The 15240-nt window shown below is 59.7% G+C and carries 11 protein-coding genes and 1 pseudogene; 5 read left to right on the top strand and 7 right to left on the bottom strand.

The genetic code is table 11. The annotated features are described in order from the left end of the window. Positions 1-91: 91 nt before the first annotated feature. Complete coding sequence (gene xacR / locus FGL94_RS06510; RefSeq protein WP_144922385.1) at positions 92-847, bottom strand: HTH-type transcriptional regulator XacR; 756 nt, start codon at positions 845-847, stop codon at positions 92-94. 66 nt (positions 848-913) lie between these two features. Here xacR and FGL94_RS06505 point away from each other — a divergent pair, with 66 nt between their 5' ends. Further along, positions 914-1165 carry a hypothetical protein gene (locus tag FGL94_RS06505; protein WP_144922382.1) on the top strand — a complete coding sequence of 84 codons (252 nt, stop codon included), beginning with the start codon at positions 914-916 and terminating at the stop codon, positions 1163-1165. 265 nt (positions 1166-1430) lie between these two features. Here FGL94_RS06505 and FGL94_RS06500 read toward each other — a convergent pair whose 3' ends face one another. Beyond that, the gene (locus FGL94_RS06500) at positions 1431-2945 is read right to left on the bottom strand and encodes a phosphoenolpyruvate carboxykinase (ATP) (protein WP_206664913.1); all 1515 of its coding nucleotides are present in this window, start codon (positions 2943-2945) and stop codon (positions 1431-1433) included. A gap of 444 nt (positions 2946-3389) precedes the next feature. Between FGL94_RS06500 and rdfA the strand changes: the two genes are divergently transcribed. After that, positions 3390-4016: a rod-determining factor RdfA gene (gene rdfA / locus FGL94_RS06495; protein ID WP_144922379.1), complete on the top strand. Its 627-nt coding sequence runs from the start codon at positions 3390-3392 to the stop codon at positions 4014-4016. Between the two features lie 307 nt (positions 4017-4323). Continuing rightward, entirely contained in the window at positions 4324-5541 is a 1218-nt protein-coding gene (locus FGL94_RS06490) for a CaiB/BaiF CoA transferase family protein (protein WP_144922376.1), read from the top strand. Positions 5542-7205: 1664 nt separating this feature from the next. Here the strand turns inward: FGL94_RS06490 and FGL94_RS06485 are convergent. Further along, positions 7206-8570 (bottom strand): restriction endonuclease, encoded by a 1365-nt coding sequence (locus FGL94_RS06485; protein WP_144922371.1) that lies wholly within the window; start codon positions 8568-8570, stop codon positions 7206-7208. A 207-nt stretch (positions 8571-8777) separates the two neighbouring features. Between FGL94_RS06485 and FGL94_RS06480 the strand changes: the two genes are divergently transcribed. Then, positions 8778-9395 carry a carboxymuconolactone decarboxylase family protein gene (locus tag FGL94_RS06480; RefSeq protein WP_144922368.1) on the top strand — a complete coding sequence of 206 codons (618 nt, stop codon included), beginning with the start codon at positions 8778-8780 and terminating at the stop codon, positions 9393-9395. Between the two features lie 431 nt (positions 9396-9826). Here FGL94_RS06480 and FGL94_RS06470 read toward each other — a convergent pair whose 3' ends face one another. Continuing rightward, the gene (locus tag FGL94_RS06470; RefSeq protein WP_186313349.1) at positions 9827-10918 is read right to left on the bottom strand and encodes a site-specific integrase; all 1092 of its coding nucleotides are present in this window, start codon (positions 10916-10918) and stop codon (positions 9827-9829) included. 708 nt (positions 10919-11626) lie between these two features. On the opposite strand from FGL94_RS06470, the gene FGL94_RS18875 reads away from it, so the two are divergent. Further along, positions 11627-12673 carry a C2H2-type zinc finger protein gene (locus FGL94_RS18875; protein WP_144922362.1) on the top strand — a complete coding sequence of 349 codons (1047 nt, stop codon included), beginning with the start codon at positions 11627-11629 and terminating at the stop codon, positions 12671-12673. 90 nt (positions 12674-12763) lie between these two features. Here FGL94_RS18875 and FGL94_RS06460 read toward each other — a convergent pair. The 3 genes and pseudogenes from FGL94_RS06460 to FGL94_RS06450 form a co-directional block, all read right to left on the bottom strand. Continuing rightward, positions 12764-12880, bottom strand: a pseudogene (locus FGL94_RS06460) (7-cyano-7-deazaguanine synthase QueC); the annotation flags it as partial. Positions 12881-12902: 22 nt separating this feature from the next. Beyond that, the gene (locus tag FGL94_RS06455) at positions 12903-14546 is read right to left on the bottom strand and encodes an ATP-binding protein (protein WP_144922359.1); all 1644 of its coding nucleotides are present in this window, start codon (positions 14544-14546) and stop codon (positions 12903-12905) included. Next, positions 14546-15211 (bottom strand): hypothetical protein, encoded by a 666-nt coding sequence (locus tag FGL94_RS06450; RefSeq protein WP_144922356.1) that lies wholly within the window; start codon positions 15209-15211, stop codon positions 14546-14548. The genes FGL94_RS06455 and FGL94_RS06450 overlap by 1 nt, the downstream gene beginning before the upstream one ends. Positions 15212-15240: the final 29 nt, after the last annotated feature.

The raw sequence follows: 15240 nt of genomic DNA, 5'->3' as shown, positions 1-15240 counted from the left end.
ATTCGGTCGAAAACGGCGTATTGAGCGCAATACCTCTCATATCGACGCTCGAGTCCCGTCAGAAAAGCCGTTCTGTATAGAGGAACGGAAGTCAGTAGTTGATGTTCAGTTCGACGACGTTGGCCGCGCTGAGCACCCGTTCGGGGAGTTTCCCGTGGAGGTCTTCGTCGCTGACGCGGCTAGCGGGCGCCGACACGCTGATCGCGCCGAGGACCTCGTCTGAGGAGTCCTTGACCGGGGCGGCGATACAGCGCAGCCCTTCGAGCCGCTCGCCGTCGTCGATCGCGTATCCGCGGTCGCGAACGCCTTCTAGCGCCTCAAACAGCTCCTCGCGGGAGCCGACGCTGCGAGGGGTCTTCCGCTCTAAGCCGCGCCGCTCGATGATCTCCTCGACGCGGGACTCGGGTAGATGCGCGAGGATCGCTTTTCCGAGCGCGGTGGTGTGGAGGTGGGTCCGGAGCCCGGCGTAGGTGTCGAGGTCGACGGCCTCCTCGCCCTTCGATCGCATCAGGTACACGCCCATCCCCTGCTCCTCGACGAGCAGGTTCGCGAGTTCCCCGGTCTCGTTCGCGAGCGACTTCACCTCCGGCTCGGCCACCTGATAGAACTCCATCGACTTTCGGGTGGAGCCGCCGACCTCGAGGAATTTCAGACCGAGCTGATACTCGTCGCCGGTCTTCAACACGTACCCGTGCTTCTGGAGCGTCGTCAGGTGGTTGTGCACCGCGCTCTTCCCCATCTCTAGCCCGTCTGCCAGCTCCGTCACTCCGCACGGCCCGCGGTCCATCAGCTCCTCGACCAGCGCGAGGGTTTTCTCGGTGGTTCGCACCGGATGTTTGGCGTCCATGCTGACTGATAAACACACACATCGGTGTTAAGTGTTCTGGATGGCAGAACGAAAAATCGGAATCACGTGGCCCGACTATCGTGTTGTACGCCCGGACGCGGCCTCGACCATGGAGCGAGACCGCTCGACGCGGCGGAGTACCGCGTCGCGTGCTCGGCGGTCGGGACGGCGTCCCTCCCAGAGGGGGAGCGCCGGCACGTCGCGGGCCGCGAGCGCGTCGAACGTTTCGTCGAGGATCGCCGAGGGAGCGTCGTCGACGGTGAGGTGAAGTGCTTTCTACGGGTGCTCACCGTGACCCCGTCGTCCGACGCGTCGTGACTAGACGTAGTAAGCGTGACGCTAATCGACGATCGACGAGCAAGAGTTATGTGTCCGTCGAACCACTACCCGCGTATGCGTTCGATATGCCCCCGATGCGGAGAGACGGTCGCGAGAGATCACGGCTCGCTCGTCTGTCGAAACTGCGGCCGCACGCTGCGACACGGTGCCGACTGACTCCCGCGACGAGCCTCGTCGCGCTCGATATGGCTCCGACTCGCCTCGACTCGCTCCGACTCGCCTCGACTCGCTCCGAATCGCCCCGCTAGTACATCGCGTCGCGGATCTCGTCGTCGAGGTCGTCGAACCGGTCGAGGTACTCGCGGCGGTCCTCGCGGAGCGCGTCCCGAGCCGTCTCGAAGTCGGCGACGCGGTCGGCGACGGCGAACCGGTCGATGTCGATCCCCGGAACGTCGCTCGGGACGGTCAGTCCGAGGTCGTCGTCGCGCTCCCACTCGACGCGGTCCCGGGCCGCTCCCTCCAGCACGGCGACGGTCTCCTCGACGCCGACGTCGATCGGATCGTCGGTCCCCACTGCGCCCGTGTTGATGACGTAGCTCTCGACGTCGAGGTCGGCGATGAGGTCGCGGAACCGGTTCCCCTCTTCGCCCTCGGAGCCGACGATGAACGGGTTGGTACCGACGACCCGGATCGGCTCGCCCACCCGCGAGGGGTCGCCCGCGCTCGTCTCGACCGACTCCCCGAGCATGAACGCGACCGCGGCCTGCTCGTGGTCGAGGCGCGCGATCGGCGGCATGAGCGGGTTCCGGGTGATAAAGAACACCTGATCGACGCGATCCAGGTCGATGTCGTCTGCCGAGCTCTCTAGTCGGTCCCGGCGGATGGTCGCACGCGCGTTGCGTCCGTAGCGGGGCTCGTCGAAGCGGACCGTCCCGTCCTCGTCGACGGCGACGTTCTCCAGGACGGCGCTCTTGTCCGTCGCGGCGCTGTGCAGTTCCGGCTGTTCCGACGCGTCGAGTCCGATCGTCTTCACGTAGAGGCCGCCGCCCTCGCTCCCGGCGACCGTTCCCGAGGGGAGGAGCGCACAGACGTCGTCTTGGATCATCTCGACGCCCTCCGGGTCGTCGAGCCAGAGGCCGTGGCTGGTCAGCGTCGACTTCCCCGTCCCGGAGAGCCCGAGGAAGAGCTGTCCCACGTCGCGGGTGCCGTCTCCGCCGGCGAGCGTGACGCGCTTGCTTCCCGCGTGGAGGCCTAACCCGCCCTGCCGTTTCGCGCGGTGCATGAACAGCCGGAGGAACGACTTCTTCGCCTCGCCGGTGTAGTCGCTGCCGAGAACCGTCGTGATTCCCGCGTCCGGGTGGACCCGGATCCGCGGATCGGCTGTCGCGTCGGGCAACTGCACCGTGACGAAGTCCGCCGGCCGGCCGTGAGCGGGTTCGAGGAGCTTCGCCCACGAGAGCGCGATCCGACCGTACTCCGCGGGGAGATACAGCCGACAGACGTACGAGGTCTCCGGGTGCCGACCGACGACCCGGTCGACGCAGACCACGTCGTTGTCCGAGTCGTTGACCCACTCGACGCCGCGCGCGAACACGTCGTAATCCGCGTCGTCGAAGTCGTCGTCGACGGCGTTCGCCGTCGCCTCTGCGCTCCGCGACCGGTGTTCGCTCACGTACGACGGTGACTCGTACTCCGTCGTCACCTCGTCGTCCGCCGACAGCTCGCGCAGCTCCGCGAACGAGGGATTGTACGTGACGTGATCTGTCGTCGCTGGGTCCGGGTAGTCTGCAGGCTCCGTCATCGCCTCGTGAGCAGCCATGTGGTTCGTCTTTCGGAGAGGGGATAATAAGCGTACTGAAGGGTGGAACACTATCCAGAGACGGCCCTCCCGTCGACGCGCCCGCTCCGGCGGTGAGATCGTCTCCGACGCAGGTACGAGAGCCCGCGAACGATCGGTGTCTCCGTCTGTCCGGAGCCGTGTGGCGGCGGCGCGTCGGACGCGATCGGTGAGTAAACGGACACTCCGCCTAAAACATCACAATTCTTATGTGAGATCTATATGGATTCTGTTGTATTTGTGAGCCGTGATCAAGCAGTCCACCGTTCCCTTGCGGGACCGTGACTCCCGGACCGCTCCGGTGACGGACACCCCTCGCCGGGGGGTGTTCGGTCGACTGCGCTCCGCAGATCCGCGAGGTCGGGACACCGGATCGATGGGTCGGTACACCGATGTTTTTGTCACGCTTGGGGTCGAAGTCCGGGTATGACCACCGAAGCGAGTGGAGCGAACACGAAGGTCGCACGGGTGATCCGGAAGTACGACCTCGATGGCATGGGCGCGAACTTGGAGGCCGCGTGGACCGGCGAGGCGGGCGAGCGGACGAGCCTGCGGGATCTCGCCGACGAGTTCAACGAGGCGGTACTGGAGGCTGCCCTCCGGGAGGCCAGCGTCTCGTCGCTCAGCGTCGACGTATCGAGTACGTACGAGGCCCTCCGCGGCGAGTCCGGGTCGTCGTCGACGCGGGCGAGTCGCCGTCTCGAACGCGAGGGCGTCGATGTCGACGAGCTGACCGGCGACTTCGTCACCCACCAGGCGATCCACACGTACCTCACGCAGGAGCGCGAGGCGAGCCTCCCGGCGGCGGACGACGACATGGCCGATCGGAAGGTCGAGACCATCGAGAAGCTTCAGGGACGGGTGTCGGCGGTCGCCGAGTCCGCCATGTCGTCGCTCGCGAACGCGGACGAGTTGGACCGCGGAGATTACGACGTACTCGTCGATGTGCGTGCCGTCTGCCCGAACTGCGGGGCCGACGCGCCGGTCGGGGAACTGATCCGGCGAGGCGGTTGCGGCTGCACGGTGGAAGCCGAAACCGACGGCGAGGAGTGAGTCGGGGCCACGTCGATCCACGGACGCTCGGCGCGTTTCGCGAGTGCGTCACTCTCTCCCGTACATCCGATAACTACCAAATACGGAAACAATATCCGGATCTGATGTTTTGGCAACGAACCAGCGGATCGCCGGCTACGCTCGCCGGTAGTTTTACTATCTGGTAAGACAACGTGCGTCGCACGGGCGACGACACGACAGACCGTGGCTCCGGTTCCGCGACCGACGGCCATCCGGATCTGCGGGCGTCCACGAAGTTCATGATACAGGAATACGCGACACACGCGATCGTTACGGGGAGCCGAGCATGACTGACACCGGAAAGATACTCGACGGAGTGACCGTCTTGGACCTTTCCACGTTCGTCACCGGCGGCTTCTGTTCGGCGATGCTCGCGAACCAGGGCGCGGAGGTCGTCAAGATCGAACAACCGGGCTACGGTGACGCCGTTCGTCACTCCGGACCCCCGTTCATCAAGGGCGAATCGCCGTACTACTGGTCGCTGAACTACGGGAAGAAGAGCCTCGAACTCGACCTGAAGAATCCGGAGGCCAAGGAGGCGCTGTACGAGCTCGTCGAGGAGACAGACGTGTTTATCCAGAACTTCCGCCCCGGAACCGCCGAGCGGCTCGACGTCGACCACGAGACGCTCGCCGAGTACAACGACGACCTGGTGTACCTCGCGATCTCCGCGTTCGGCCAGACCGGACCGTGGCGCGAGCGCTCGGGGTACGATCTCCTGATTCAGGGGATGAGCGGGATCATGAGTGTCACCGGAGAGGAGGGCCGCCAGCCGGTCAAAGTCGGATTGCCGATGACGGACCTCATCACGGCCATGTGGGCCGCGTTCGGGACGATGACGGCGCTGTACCGCCGAGAGCGGACGGGCGAAGGCGAGTACATCGATCTCGGGATGCTCGAAGCGACGTTGCCGTGGCTCACCAAGCAGGCCGGAATGGTGTTCGCCGGCGAGGAGACCAAACGCATGGGGACGAAAGACCCCGTCCTCGCCCCGTATCAGACGTTCGAGACGAAAGACGGGTTCATCAACGTCTGCATCCTCAACGAGAAGCTGTGGGGCGAGCTGTGCGAGGCGCTCGATCGGCCTGACCTCCCCGAGGACGACCGGTTCGAGATGAACGCCGACCGGGTCGAGCACCTCGACGAGCTGGAGGCCGAGATCGAGGAGACGCTCGCTGAACACACGACCGACGAGTGGATCGAGATCATCGCCGAGGACGCCGGCGTCCCCGCGGGGCCGGTGTACGAGGTCGAGGAGGCGCTGCACAACCCGCAGATCGACGCGCGCGGGACCGTGACCGAGATCGAACACCCGGAGCTCGGCGAGATCCCGGTGATCGAACACCCGCTGCGCTACGAGGGCGCGGAGAGCGGGTTCGACCGCGCGCCGCCGACGCTGGGCGAGCACAACCGCGACGTGTTCCGTGAGCTCGGCTACTCCGAGGAGGAGATCGACGAACTCGCGAGGGAGGGCGTGTTCGGCTCCGAGGGCGACGCGGACTGAGCGCCGATGAGCGTCACCCGCGGATCGGGACGACGTGGTTTCAGACCGCTGCCGGGGTGGAACTCCTCGCACTCGCGGCGACGGCAGCGGACCGGGCGCTGATCAGGTCACTGCCGGGAAGCGATCAGCCGGCGTCGGTTGAACGGCGAGATTTCATCGACTCCAAAAACATACTATATCTGTGCATTTCTGTATGTTATCTGCTCAGATATACTTCTGCGCGTTCTGGGTATACTCCACGATCTACGGGTACGCTGTCCATGGTACTTTATTTATGTATTTAAGACACTGACCGTATAGTTCATACTTAAAATTAACAAATCTAGTTCATTTATATACTTTATATTCTGCTTCGTCGTCGACACCATCTCCCGTGTACGGCCGCAGATCACTGCTGTGTCTCGTCGTTGGACGGTCTGGATTCCTCTGTTGGCCCAAATTATAAAAATACTTCTTTATATTTGAAATTGATATTTGTTCAGACGACGATCGACGCAGACGGTTACGTGGCACTCGTCGCTTGCGGCCACAGGGCTGATCGACCACGGCGGAACTACGAGCCGATCGAACCCCTCTCGACGGCTCTACGCGTTCGCGTGACAGGACGATATCGGACCTGACGCTTTCAGGTCCTACTCGCGATGAAAAGCCGGGAGAAAGCGTCGAAGTGAGATGCTCCGGCTGGGATTCGAACCCAGGTCATTGCCGTGAGAGGCCTCAATGTTCCGCCGGGCGCTCTCCGAGATCATCCCAACTAACCACCGCCGAAACCGTGATTTCGCCTGCTTCAGATACCCTATTACGGCTATATGTATATAAAATACCCAGATGATTGTCCTTTGGGCAAGTGCGGTTCGAAGGATTCCATGGGTCGGTATGCCGGATCGAGAGGAGATAGCGACGAGTGTCTGTGAGATCGATCGCGGATACAGCACAGCCGCTCCAAAATCGAGGCCACGACCGGTCAGAGGCCAGTACACGAACACACTGCGGGAATCGACTCCAGATGTGAAACGATGAGATCAGCCGCTATCGAAGAACGGCTCTCGATCTACTCTCTGAACTGCTGAGACAGGTACCGGATCGCTGGCTCTCTGTCTACAATTCCCTCAAGAACCAGATCAAAAACACATTCGAGGAGTATCTCGTTCCGTAACTCACGGTCCTGAGCTGCTCTGTGTCCACCATCAGCCAGTCGGGACGTATCACTACTGTCGGCATCTCTATCGGGAAGATCCAATACTGGATGGGGTTCCGTTTCTTCCGATTCAGAGATCGGAATTATCTCAGTTTCTCCGATCGGGAGAACATGGGGATCGGGATGGCTTCGAAAGTATTTCGCGGAACACATCGGTAGCCAACGCCCGCAGGCAAGACAGAATCTACGGAATTTGTTCCCGGGCCGGGACAGCTGTTCTGTCTCCTCGTCAAGCACGGGGACCACCTGTCTCCTACTGCAGTATTTACACTCCTCCATGGGGTGGCGTCAGTAGTGAGGGAAGGTCGTATAACTGTAGTTGTTGTCAGGAGCTCGTTGTTCAGTGGCCGAAACTGGTGTTGGTAGTGATACCGAATCTACCGGATCGGAACAAAGAGGCGTGACACACTCCAGCGGTCGCAATTGGGAAGATTGAGAGTCAGCAGCGATCGTGTCTAGGATAGCGTTAGATGCCGCCGCCGCTAGCGAACAGTCCGAGTAAGACGAGCACGGTTAGAACGACTGTGCCGAGGGCGAGCGGCGTGTTTTCCATCGCTTTCTCGTAGAACGGCATCGATGCGTACTCCTCGCGGAACGCGTCCCGGTTCTCCGCGTCGTAGAAGTACTTCGTTTTGAACGCGAACCGCTCGGTCACCGCGCAGCCGGTACAGACGGGAGTGCCCTCCAACCGCTCGGTCTTGATATGCGAGTCGCAGTTGATACTCCCGCAGTTCGCGCAGTACGTGTAAGTCGTGTCGTCCCCAGCTGTATCGCAGTGAACGCACTGATGGATTCCGTCTTCGGTCGTGACGCGTGACGGTCCGGCTGCGAAGTACTCGTACGGGTACGCGTATTCCTGCAGTTCAGTCGTTTGCCGTACCTGCGGGAGGTACACCGGTTCGATCGACTGTACTGAGACGTCGGAGCGCTTCGGTTCGCACGTTTTCGTGTACGTGACGTTGTTGTCTCCCGTGTAGGAGACCGTCGTCGTGTGGCGTTTTCTGATCCGGTCTACGGCCCAGTCTTTGTACTCGGTCTGCGTCTGCCCGAACCGCCGCTCTTCGACTACATCGAACTGATCTTCGAACCGATCCGCTTCGAGATCGACGGTCGCGTGAAGGTTCTCCACCACGAGGTTCGAGACGTCACCGGACGCGGTTCTAGGTTGGCCACGTTCGGCGTGAACGACGAACCGGGACCGATCGTTGACCCGGTGAATCACGCCGACCGACGTCTCGAAGACCGCGTTCGTGTCCGCCGTCACGGCGACCACCGGTCGGAATGTAACGTGGGAATGCGGTGCGGGAAGGTCCGCCGACTCGATGTTGTCGATGTCGTGGAACGCTTCCTCGACGGGTGCCGCCACCGACGTCGCCGGATCGTACGGTCGGAGCGTTTCGTCGCACAGGATTTCGATCCGGCCGTTGTACAGGTCCAGTCCGATCTCGTCGGCGATCTCGCGCAGGTCCGCACCGTCGATCAGCTCGATCGGATACGGGTCGTCGTTCCGCTGCAGCCGCTCGGCGTACTCGATAGCCGGACCGGTGAACCGACCGGTCGTCGCCACCATCCCGCGTTTCGGCCCGTCGAACTCGAACGTCGCAATCGCCGAGTGCAGTTTCTGCACGACCGGCCGCCCGACGGTTCCCGTGTGCTTACACTCGACGACGACACCGCGCCGAGTCCCGTCAACGACCTCTTCCATCAGGACGTCGCGCCCCTCGTCGGCCGTCCGTTCCGCCTGCCGAACGTTCTCGTACCCGAGATTCCGGAAGACGTCCTCCATCACGTCCTCGAACTCGAATCCGGAGAGATCATCCAGGACGGGCATCGAATGTGCTCTGATTGTGACAGTTCCGCGGTAAAGGCTCTATTGAAAATATTGCTGCAATTTCATGCATGAGATATCAGGTGTTCTCGTTGCTTAGCGTGTCTCTAGGCCGGCTCCGTCGAATTCCGATGCGTGAGTATCTAATAGGTAGTGAGAACTGTTGGCGTGGCCGGAACGGTAGTTACTGTTACCGCGTTATATCCGGTGATGAGTTCAGAAACAGTTGACGAAGTCGGACCCCGCGTCACGCCGAAACCACCAGAAACCGTCCAAGAAATACTCAAGGACGCACCGGATGCCGCGCAGGCAAATATGGAGCGTGCCGAGGCGATCCTGGGTGCGTTAGACGAGAACGACGTTCCTGAGAAGTACGACACGGAGGGCGAGTGGGGATTCGCGTTCACGGGGGTGCTTGCACAGCATCCCGAGACGTTCAAGAACTGGTGGGCTGAAGAAGGCCAAGTGTTCGAAGGCGGGAATCTCAGTCGTGGATTCAAGGAGCTCTTAGGTGCCGTTGTAGCCCACGAACGCGGAGCGGCGATCTGTATCGCGTGGCACACTACGAGTGCCGCCATCGAAGACGTGGACGCAGACCGCTTCGCTATCGCTGCTGACTTCGACGCCCGCAAGGACGAGCTCCCGGAGGACGAGCGCGTCGCAATTGAATTCGCTCGTAAAAGCGTCGAATCACCTGCCGACGTGACTGACGCGGATGTCGCTGAACTGCGAGCACACGGGTACGATGACGCTGACATCGTGGAGCTCACGACGACCGCCGGGACGGCTGCCAAGTTCGCTAATTTCGCTCTAACGCTTGATATCTAAAAGACAGTAGTGGCGACGGCCGAAGTCATGAGTTTTCGTCTTGCAGGGCTGTGGATTGATTTTGGCCGGAACTGATCTTATGATCCTAGACGACGAGTTTGTACGCTAGTCACGGCGGGGTTTCGTTCATGTCGTTATTATCGTATGCGAGCGTCACGCTCGTTGGTTCGCTCTCACTTCGGTCGCACGCTGGTTCCCGCGCTTTGGTCACTTCGGGGCTATCGGCACCGTATTCGGTGTGACGTTCCGGGACGTTCACCAGGACCGGCGTGTTCATCACGTCTCCGGCCACGACACCTTGTTCGGGCGTGAGTCCCGGTAGTTCATCACGTACGGCTTCGCCGGCGCTCTTGACTGACGTGCGGGTCGCCTGCTGATCGTTCGGGTTCGGATCTGTATGATGATTCAACGGGACCGCCCGTCCACCGCAGCTACGATTTAAATCTCGTCTGAAACTCCTGACCTGCCGGTGTGTCGAAGTCGAACTGTCCCGATCCGATCACGGCCCCGAATGCTACCGCGACGATATCGATCGACTCAACGGACCCGGAGGCCGTCATCGTGGCGAGGAACAGTAGCAGTAGCGCCATCGAATAGACCGCTGCTCCAAGCGTCGGTGACAGCGCGACTGGGTCGGTCGCCATGGCTCGTCGCTCAACACTCGCCCGTGTCACCGACCGGTGAGCGCCGATGAGTGCTCCGTAGCACGCCACGCCGGCAGGCGACATCACGCCCATGAACTCGTTCAGTGAACTGGGCTTCGTCTCGTCCGCTTCCGAGTTCTCATCGAGACCCTCTGCGGTCTGTTTTAGCTTCCGCACCTCACTCAACGAGATTTCGCCCACGTCGTCAACGACCGTATCCAACTCCAACGCGGTCTCTATTTTTGTCAAGCGTTCGAGAATCTCCCCGAGCGCGTCCTGCCGCTGCGGAGTCCCGACATCCTTTTCGACCGCACCAGCACGGACCAGCGAATCTTGAAGATCCCTAGGTAACGACGAGGCGAGATACGGTTCAATCGCCTTCTCACTACCCCACCCGCCCATCTCCATGACGACGTGTTTATCCACGCCGAGTCTCCGAATCATGTGCGTCGCATAGAACGCGCGGAAGTCGTGCGAGCGGATGTGTTCGTAGTCGGAGTTGCCCGTCGCAACGGCCGCGTCTTTTGCCGCGTCCTCGATGAGGTTCCCGTATTGCCTGTACCCGATGTCTATGATCTCCTCGTCCGGACCGATCCCCTCGTCGTCGCAGTACTGTTGAATATCCTCGTACAGCGACCAGGGAACCCAAGAGATCCGGACTTGACCGTTGAGCGCGTTCTCTCCCTCGGTCGGGTCTTTTGTCTCCCGCAGTCGTACGAACGCGAGGTCAACGTCCGGGTGATCCGGGATGAAAAAGTCCCGACGTTCGAGTCCGACAACGATGCCTCGCCGCGCCGATGTTCGTGCTTCGATTCGGGCACCGATGGCTATCCGACGCTGGCAAGACTGAAGATATGTTTGGAGTTCGGAAGGTGCCATGAAGACGCGAACTTCCTTGTCTAATGGTTTCAATCGCATGATGGTTTCACACCCTGACGGGTTCACTCACGGATACCCAGCGAATCGGTAGTAAAGTTCGGAAAGTACCCCCGCCCCCCATCGTGCGATTTCCGATAAGAGAAGAAATGCGAAATCCTCCGTAGTCCGTCGATTCCGAGGATATCGGTTCGGGTTTCTTCCGGAGAGCGAACAAATGCGAAGTTTACTAACGAATTTGATAGGATAGTGGTGTGTGCCAGTCAGACCCGACGCGAACACGCAGAACAGTAAGCAGACAAATAGTTATGCTTCCGCAAGAGCGGAGACAACAAGCCGACTGAATCGCTCGATTCGACCGATCAAATCCAGTGAGAACTTCGCGTGCGAGACGCCCCCCGCAATCAGCATGGCCCCGACAAACCACCATGACACGGAATCAACAGAGAGCCTCTCACTCCCATCAGGTTGAGACTGAAGCAGGGGTTCACTTGACGACGCCCACTCACACGACCGGGAAACCTTCTTTTACAGTTGCTCTCCTCCGAAAACCCACAAGACCACCAATCTACACCTAACAACACCAGCTGACAGTCCTGTTCCCAATGCTAATTAGTCCAAATTAAGATCGTGAGTGGAGACACCGCCACTGAGAACTGACCCCTCCCAAATGATAATACAACTGACTGTCGTAGGGAAACCTAATCGGCGATGTCTCTCCAATATGATGGTGAAAGCCAGATCAAAATTTCTGGAGGGAGTAATTACGGAGTCTCTGAACGCTTTCAAGTCGTGCTCGATTCGCTTCCAGATCGGCAAGTCCCGAAATCACTCGTTTTGATCGGGTTACTGACTGAGGAACTTGTCCCTGTAAGCGGGAACGCGTCGCGCCACCGAGCAATCGCCCGATCGGTCACGGACCCACCACAAGCTGAGGTCCCCGCGGAGACGGTTGAACGCATACTCTGGGTGCTGAGCGAAGTCCGTGAAACACTCCCCGCCGATCGGAAACAAACAATCGGGCGTATCCTCTCCAACTCAGGTCTGAACGCACCTGGGACCAATAGGACTGGTACTACCGAGACACCCCAGCCCACCAAAAGTACCACTTCTACTGACGAAAAACAGTCTACACCGCCCATTCCAGACTCCTCAGAAACAAGTACTGACCAGCCGGCCTCGGACGGTGAGTACGAATGCGAGTTTTGTACTAATCAGTTTGGGACAGATCGTGAACTCATGTCGCACCTCACCTCCTGTCCCGACAAACCCCCAGGAGTACAGTTTTCCTGCGACCAGTGCTCTCGGACATACCACTCCCAATACGCTCTCGATAAACACCTCGACCGAAGCCACAACACAACGAACACAGAGAAGACCGAGCATCGCTGTTCCGACTGTAATGCGACGTTCGACTCAGCAACAGCCCTGATTGAACATAGGACAACACACTCTGATTCGAGATCGGAAAATCGCCAGACGAACGACGCATTTGTCGCGCGAAACGACGTCGGGTTCGTCACCCACTACAACGCACAGGACAGTTACGGATTCATCTCAACGAGCGAAGTCCCCGACGACGTCTTCTTTCATAGAACCGACGTGGACGGCCGCACACCAGAAGAAGACGACTATCTTCAATACGACATTCGAGAAACCGATCGCGGATACAAAGCCATCAACATCACACACAAACCGCGAACAGAACAACCAGACGACCCATTCGCCAGCACACGCACCCGGTGGGGCGGACAGTAGCACCGCACCGCGGCTAGAATCCAGAACCACACCGGGTCGTTGGATCAGGTGACAGCGTCTCCGTCTTTTCCGGCGTAATTAACGTGCGATTCAGGAGAATTCCGGCCGCTCTGCGTACGTGATCCGGTCGCGTGATCCGGCGTTTCGGAATGCCTCCAGCCGGAACGCACAGGAATCACACGTCCCACACGCCGGCTCCTCGTCACGTTAGCACGACAGTCAGGTCACATTAATCGAGGCTCTGAACGCCAGTCGAGTCACCCTCCCCGAAATCCGCAGATTCGGATTGTGTCGGTTCACGTTGCCGTTCGTCGTATGCTTCGCGCCATTCCTCGATGACTGGCCGACTTCCAGCGCCGTGCGATGTGCGTCGCTGCCGAACCTGGATCAGTGCCGGCGTGTTCATTGCATCACCAGACACGACCGCTTGCCCTGGGGTTAAACCGGGCAACTCCCGAAGCACGTCTTCACCAGCGGCCTCCACGGAGTTTTTGATCGCGTCCTGGTCACTCGGATTCTTGATCTGCATCGAGATCTGCGTTCCGCACTGCGACAGAACATCTTGATCGATTTTTGACGGACGTTGACTGATAATCCCGAGTCCGAATCCGAACTTGCGACCTTCAGACGTAATCGTTCGCATGATCCCTAGCGATGGGGCCTCACCTGAGGCCGGAGCAAACCGGTGCCCTTCTTCGAACAAGGCGAAAATCGGATGCTCGATATCCGAATCCCGGTCCCGCACGTCACCGAGCCGCTCTCGATACATTCGCCGCAGAAGAACGGTCGTAATCAGTTGCTGATCCCGCCGATCCAACGTATCCATCTGAAGCACCGTACACTGCCCCGGATCTACAATCTCGTCCAGCGGAACGTTTTCTTCGGGATGGAAGAGATCATTCCGTTCAATCGATCGTCGGAGTCGCCACTCTAATGCCCCGACACTCGCGTCATCATCGCCGTAGATCCGCTCCATTTCGGCAATGAGTTCGTCTATACCCCACGTCCGACTCTCTTGTCTCTGCATCGCACGCCACGCCGTCGAAAGCCGCTCTTGCATCCGATTACTCGGGTTGTCCAAGATTGCCATCACGTCACCAATCTCAAGTTCAGAGATGCGAACTCGAAGACGCTCCGGGTCGTAATACTCGATACTTGGTTCATACCCATCCTCCCCCTGAAAGGCCTCTTCACCCTGCATTTCTGCCAGCGTGTCGTACTCACCGTGCGGATCAAACACGAGCAGTGATGCACGCGAGGTCGGACGCATCATCTCCTCGATCAAGACCGATGCCGTGTAGGATTTCCCGCTCCCGGTTGATGCGAGAATCGCTAGGTGTGTCGAAGCGAATTCTTCGATCGGAATGTGTAGATTTGTCGCCTCTGCCGGTCGATTCAACAGCCATCCGATGTGCGCCACTCCGTCAAGTGTTGTGACATCCGTGCTGTCAGTTTCACAGCCGAGGTTCGGCAACACGGTTTCAAGTTGCTGGTGTGGTGCAATCGACAGTGGCGTCCCCGGGTCAGGCAACTGGCGAGGATTAGCGAACGTCGTCATGTTCGTGTCGTAGTACCCGATGACCGTCGCTGTCAACCGGTACAATTCAGTGTCATCAGTCGGCACACCGAGTGTCGCCGCAACTGTCTCCGGCCCGACCTCTGGATCCGCAAGGAACCCTTCAGGAAGCCCCCGAATCAGTTCTCGGTTTGTCACACGAGCGAACACCGATCGTGGCTCATCTTCAACCGGGACAGTGTACGTGATGAACTCCCCCGTCTTGATCGACTTGTCCGACGGAGTCACGAACACGAATTCGTTCGGATCGTCACCCGGTCCAGCAACGGTTCCGACCACGTCTGATCGATCAGCCATTAGACCATCCCTCGCTGTTCACGCGCTTGCCACTGCACGTTCTGTTCAACCACATCTAGTACTCGCTGATTTGGATCGTTATCCGGGAGCATCCCTCGTAACCGGCCAATCAAAGCGACGATGACCTCCGACCCGAGGTCACCAGCAATGTCTAAGAGTCGATCCATGTACGCCAACTGAATCTGATCGTCGACGGTATGGAAGGAAACCGTGACCTGATCAGGACACTGGAAGACAGTATCCTCGACTTCTAACGTCCACCGCGGCATTTGATGCGTTGGCTCCTGTATTCCCCCGTCTTCGGCGATTTCTGCGGTACCGAGAAGCGCCACGCCAGCGAGCGTGGTGCGCTCTTCGATGTATCCCGGCGTGAATTGGGCCTGGTCGTCCTGCGCTAATCGCGGTCCGGTTCGTCCCTGGTCAGGATCGACTAACTGCGTGTCATAAATCACGCCCATGACTGCGTGCTCGGTTCCGTCGACAGTTTTCTTGATGAAGACGGGTTGCCCGAATTCGCGCTCGTGCAGTTCCGGTGGACGATCACAGTCTCGTTCCTTGTACACCTCGGCGACGTAATCCAAGTGGCTGTTCGAGGACACGATGCTGCCAATCCGAACGCACGAATCGAGATCCGGACTGTCTACGTTAGTTGGTGTGTCTGTCATAGCTTCGTCTCCGTACTGTTGTCTGGTCG

The organism is Halorubrum salsamenti, assembly GCF_007671685.1.
Lineage (GTDB): Archaea > Halobacteriota > Halobacteria > Halobacteriales > Haloferacaceae > Halorubrum > Halorubrum salsamenti.
Note: the sequence above shows the minus strand (reverse complement) of the source record. Positions and strands in the feature narration are given on the sequence as shown.

Bases quoted from the DNA above. Each gene is read 5' to 3' on its own strand.
- rdfA (WP_144922379.1), top strand. From the start codon at position 3,390: ATGACCACCGAAGCGAGTGGAGCGAACACGAAGGTCGCACGGGTGATC.
- FGL94_RS06485 (WP_144922371.1), bottom strand. From the start codon at position 8,570: ATGCCCGTCCTGGATGATCTCTCCGGATTCGAGTTCGAGGACGTGATG.
- FGL94_RS06470 (WP_186313349.1), bottom strand. From the start codon at position 10,918: ATGGCACCTTCCGAACTCCAAACATATCTTCAGTCTTGCCAGCGTCGG.
- xacR (WP_144922385.1), bottom strand. From the start codon at position 847: ATGGACGCCAAACATCCGGTGCGAACCACCGAGAAAACCCTCGCGCTG.
- FGL94_RS18875 (WP_144922362.1), top strand. From the start codon at position 11,627: ATGTCTCTCCAATATGATGGTGAAAGCCAGATCAAAATTTCTGGAGGG.
- FGL94_RS06480 (WP_144922368.1), top strand. From the start codon at position 8,778: ATGAGTTCAGAAACAGTTGACGAAGTCGGACCCCGCGTCACGCCGAAA.
- FGL94_RS06450 (WP_144922356.1), bottom strand. From the start codon at position 15,211: ATGACAGACACACCAACTAACGTAGACAGTCCGGATCTCGATTCGTGC.
- FGL94_RS06500 (WP_206664913.1), bottom strand. From the start codon at position 2,945: ATGGCTGCTCACGAGGCGATGACGGAGCCTGCAGACTACCCGGACCCA.
- FGL94_RS06490 (WP_144922376.1), top strand. From the start codon at position 4,324: ATGACTGACACCGGAAAGATACTCGACGGAGTGACCGTCTTGGACCTT.
- FGL94_RS06455 (WP_144922359.1), bottom strand. From the start codon at position 14,546: ATGGCTGATCGATCAGACGTGGTCGGAACCGTTGCTGGACCGGGTGAC.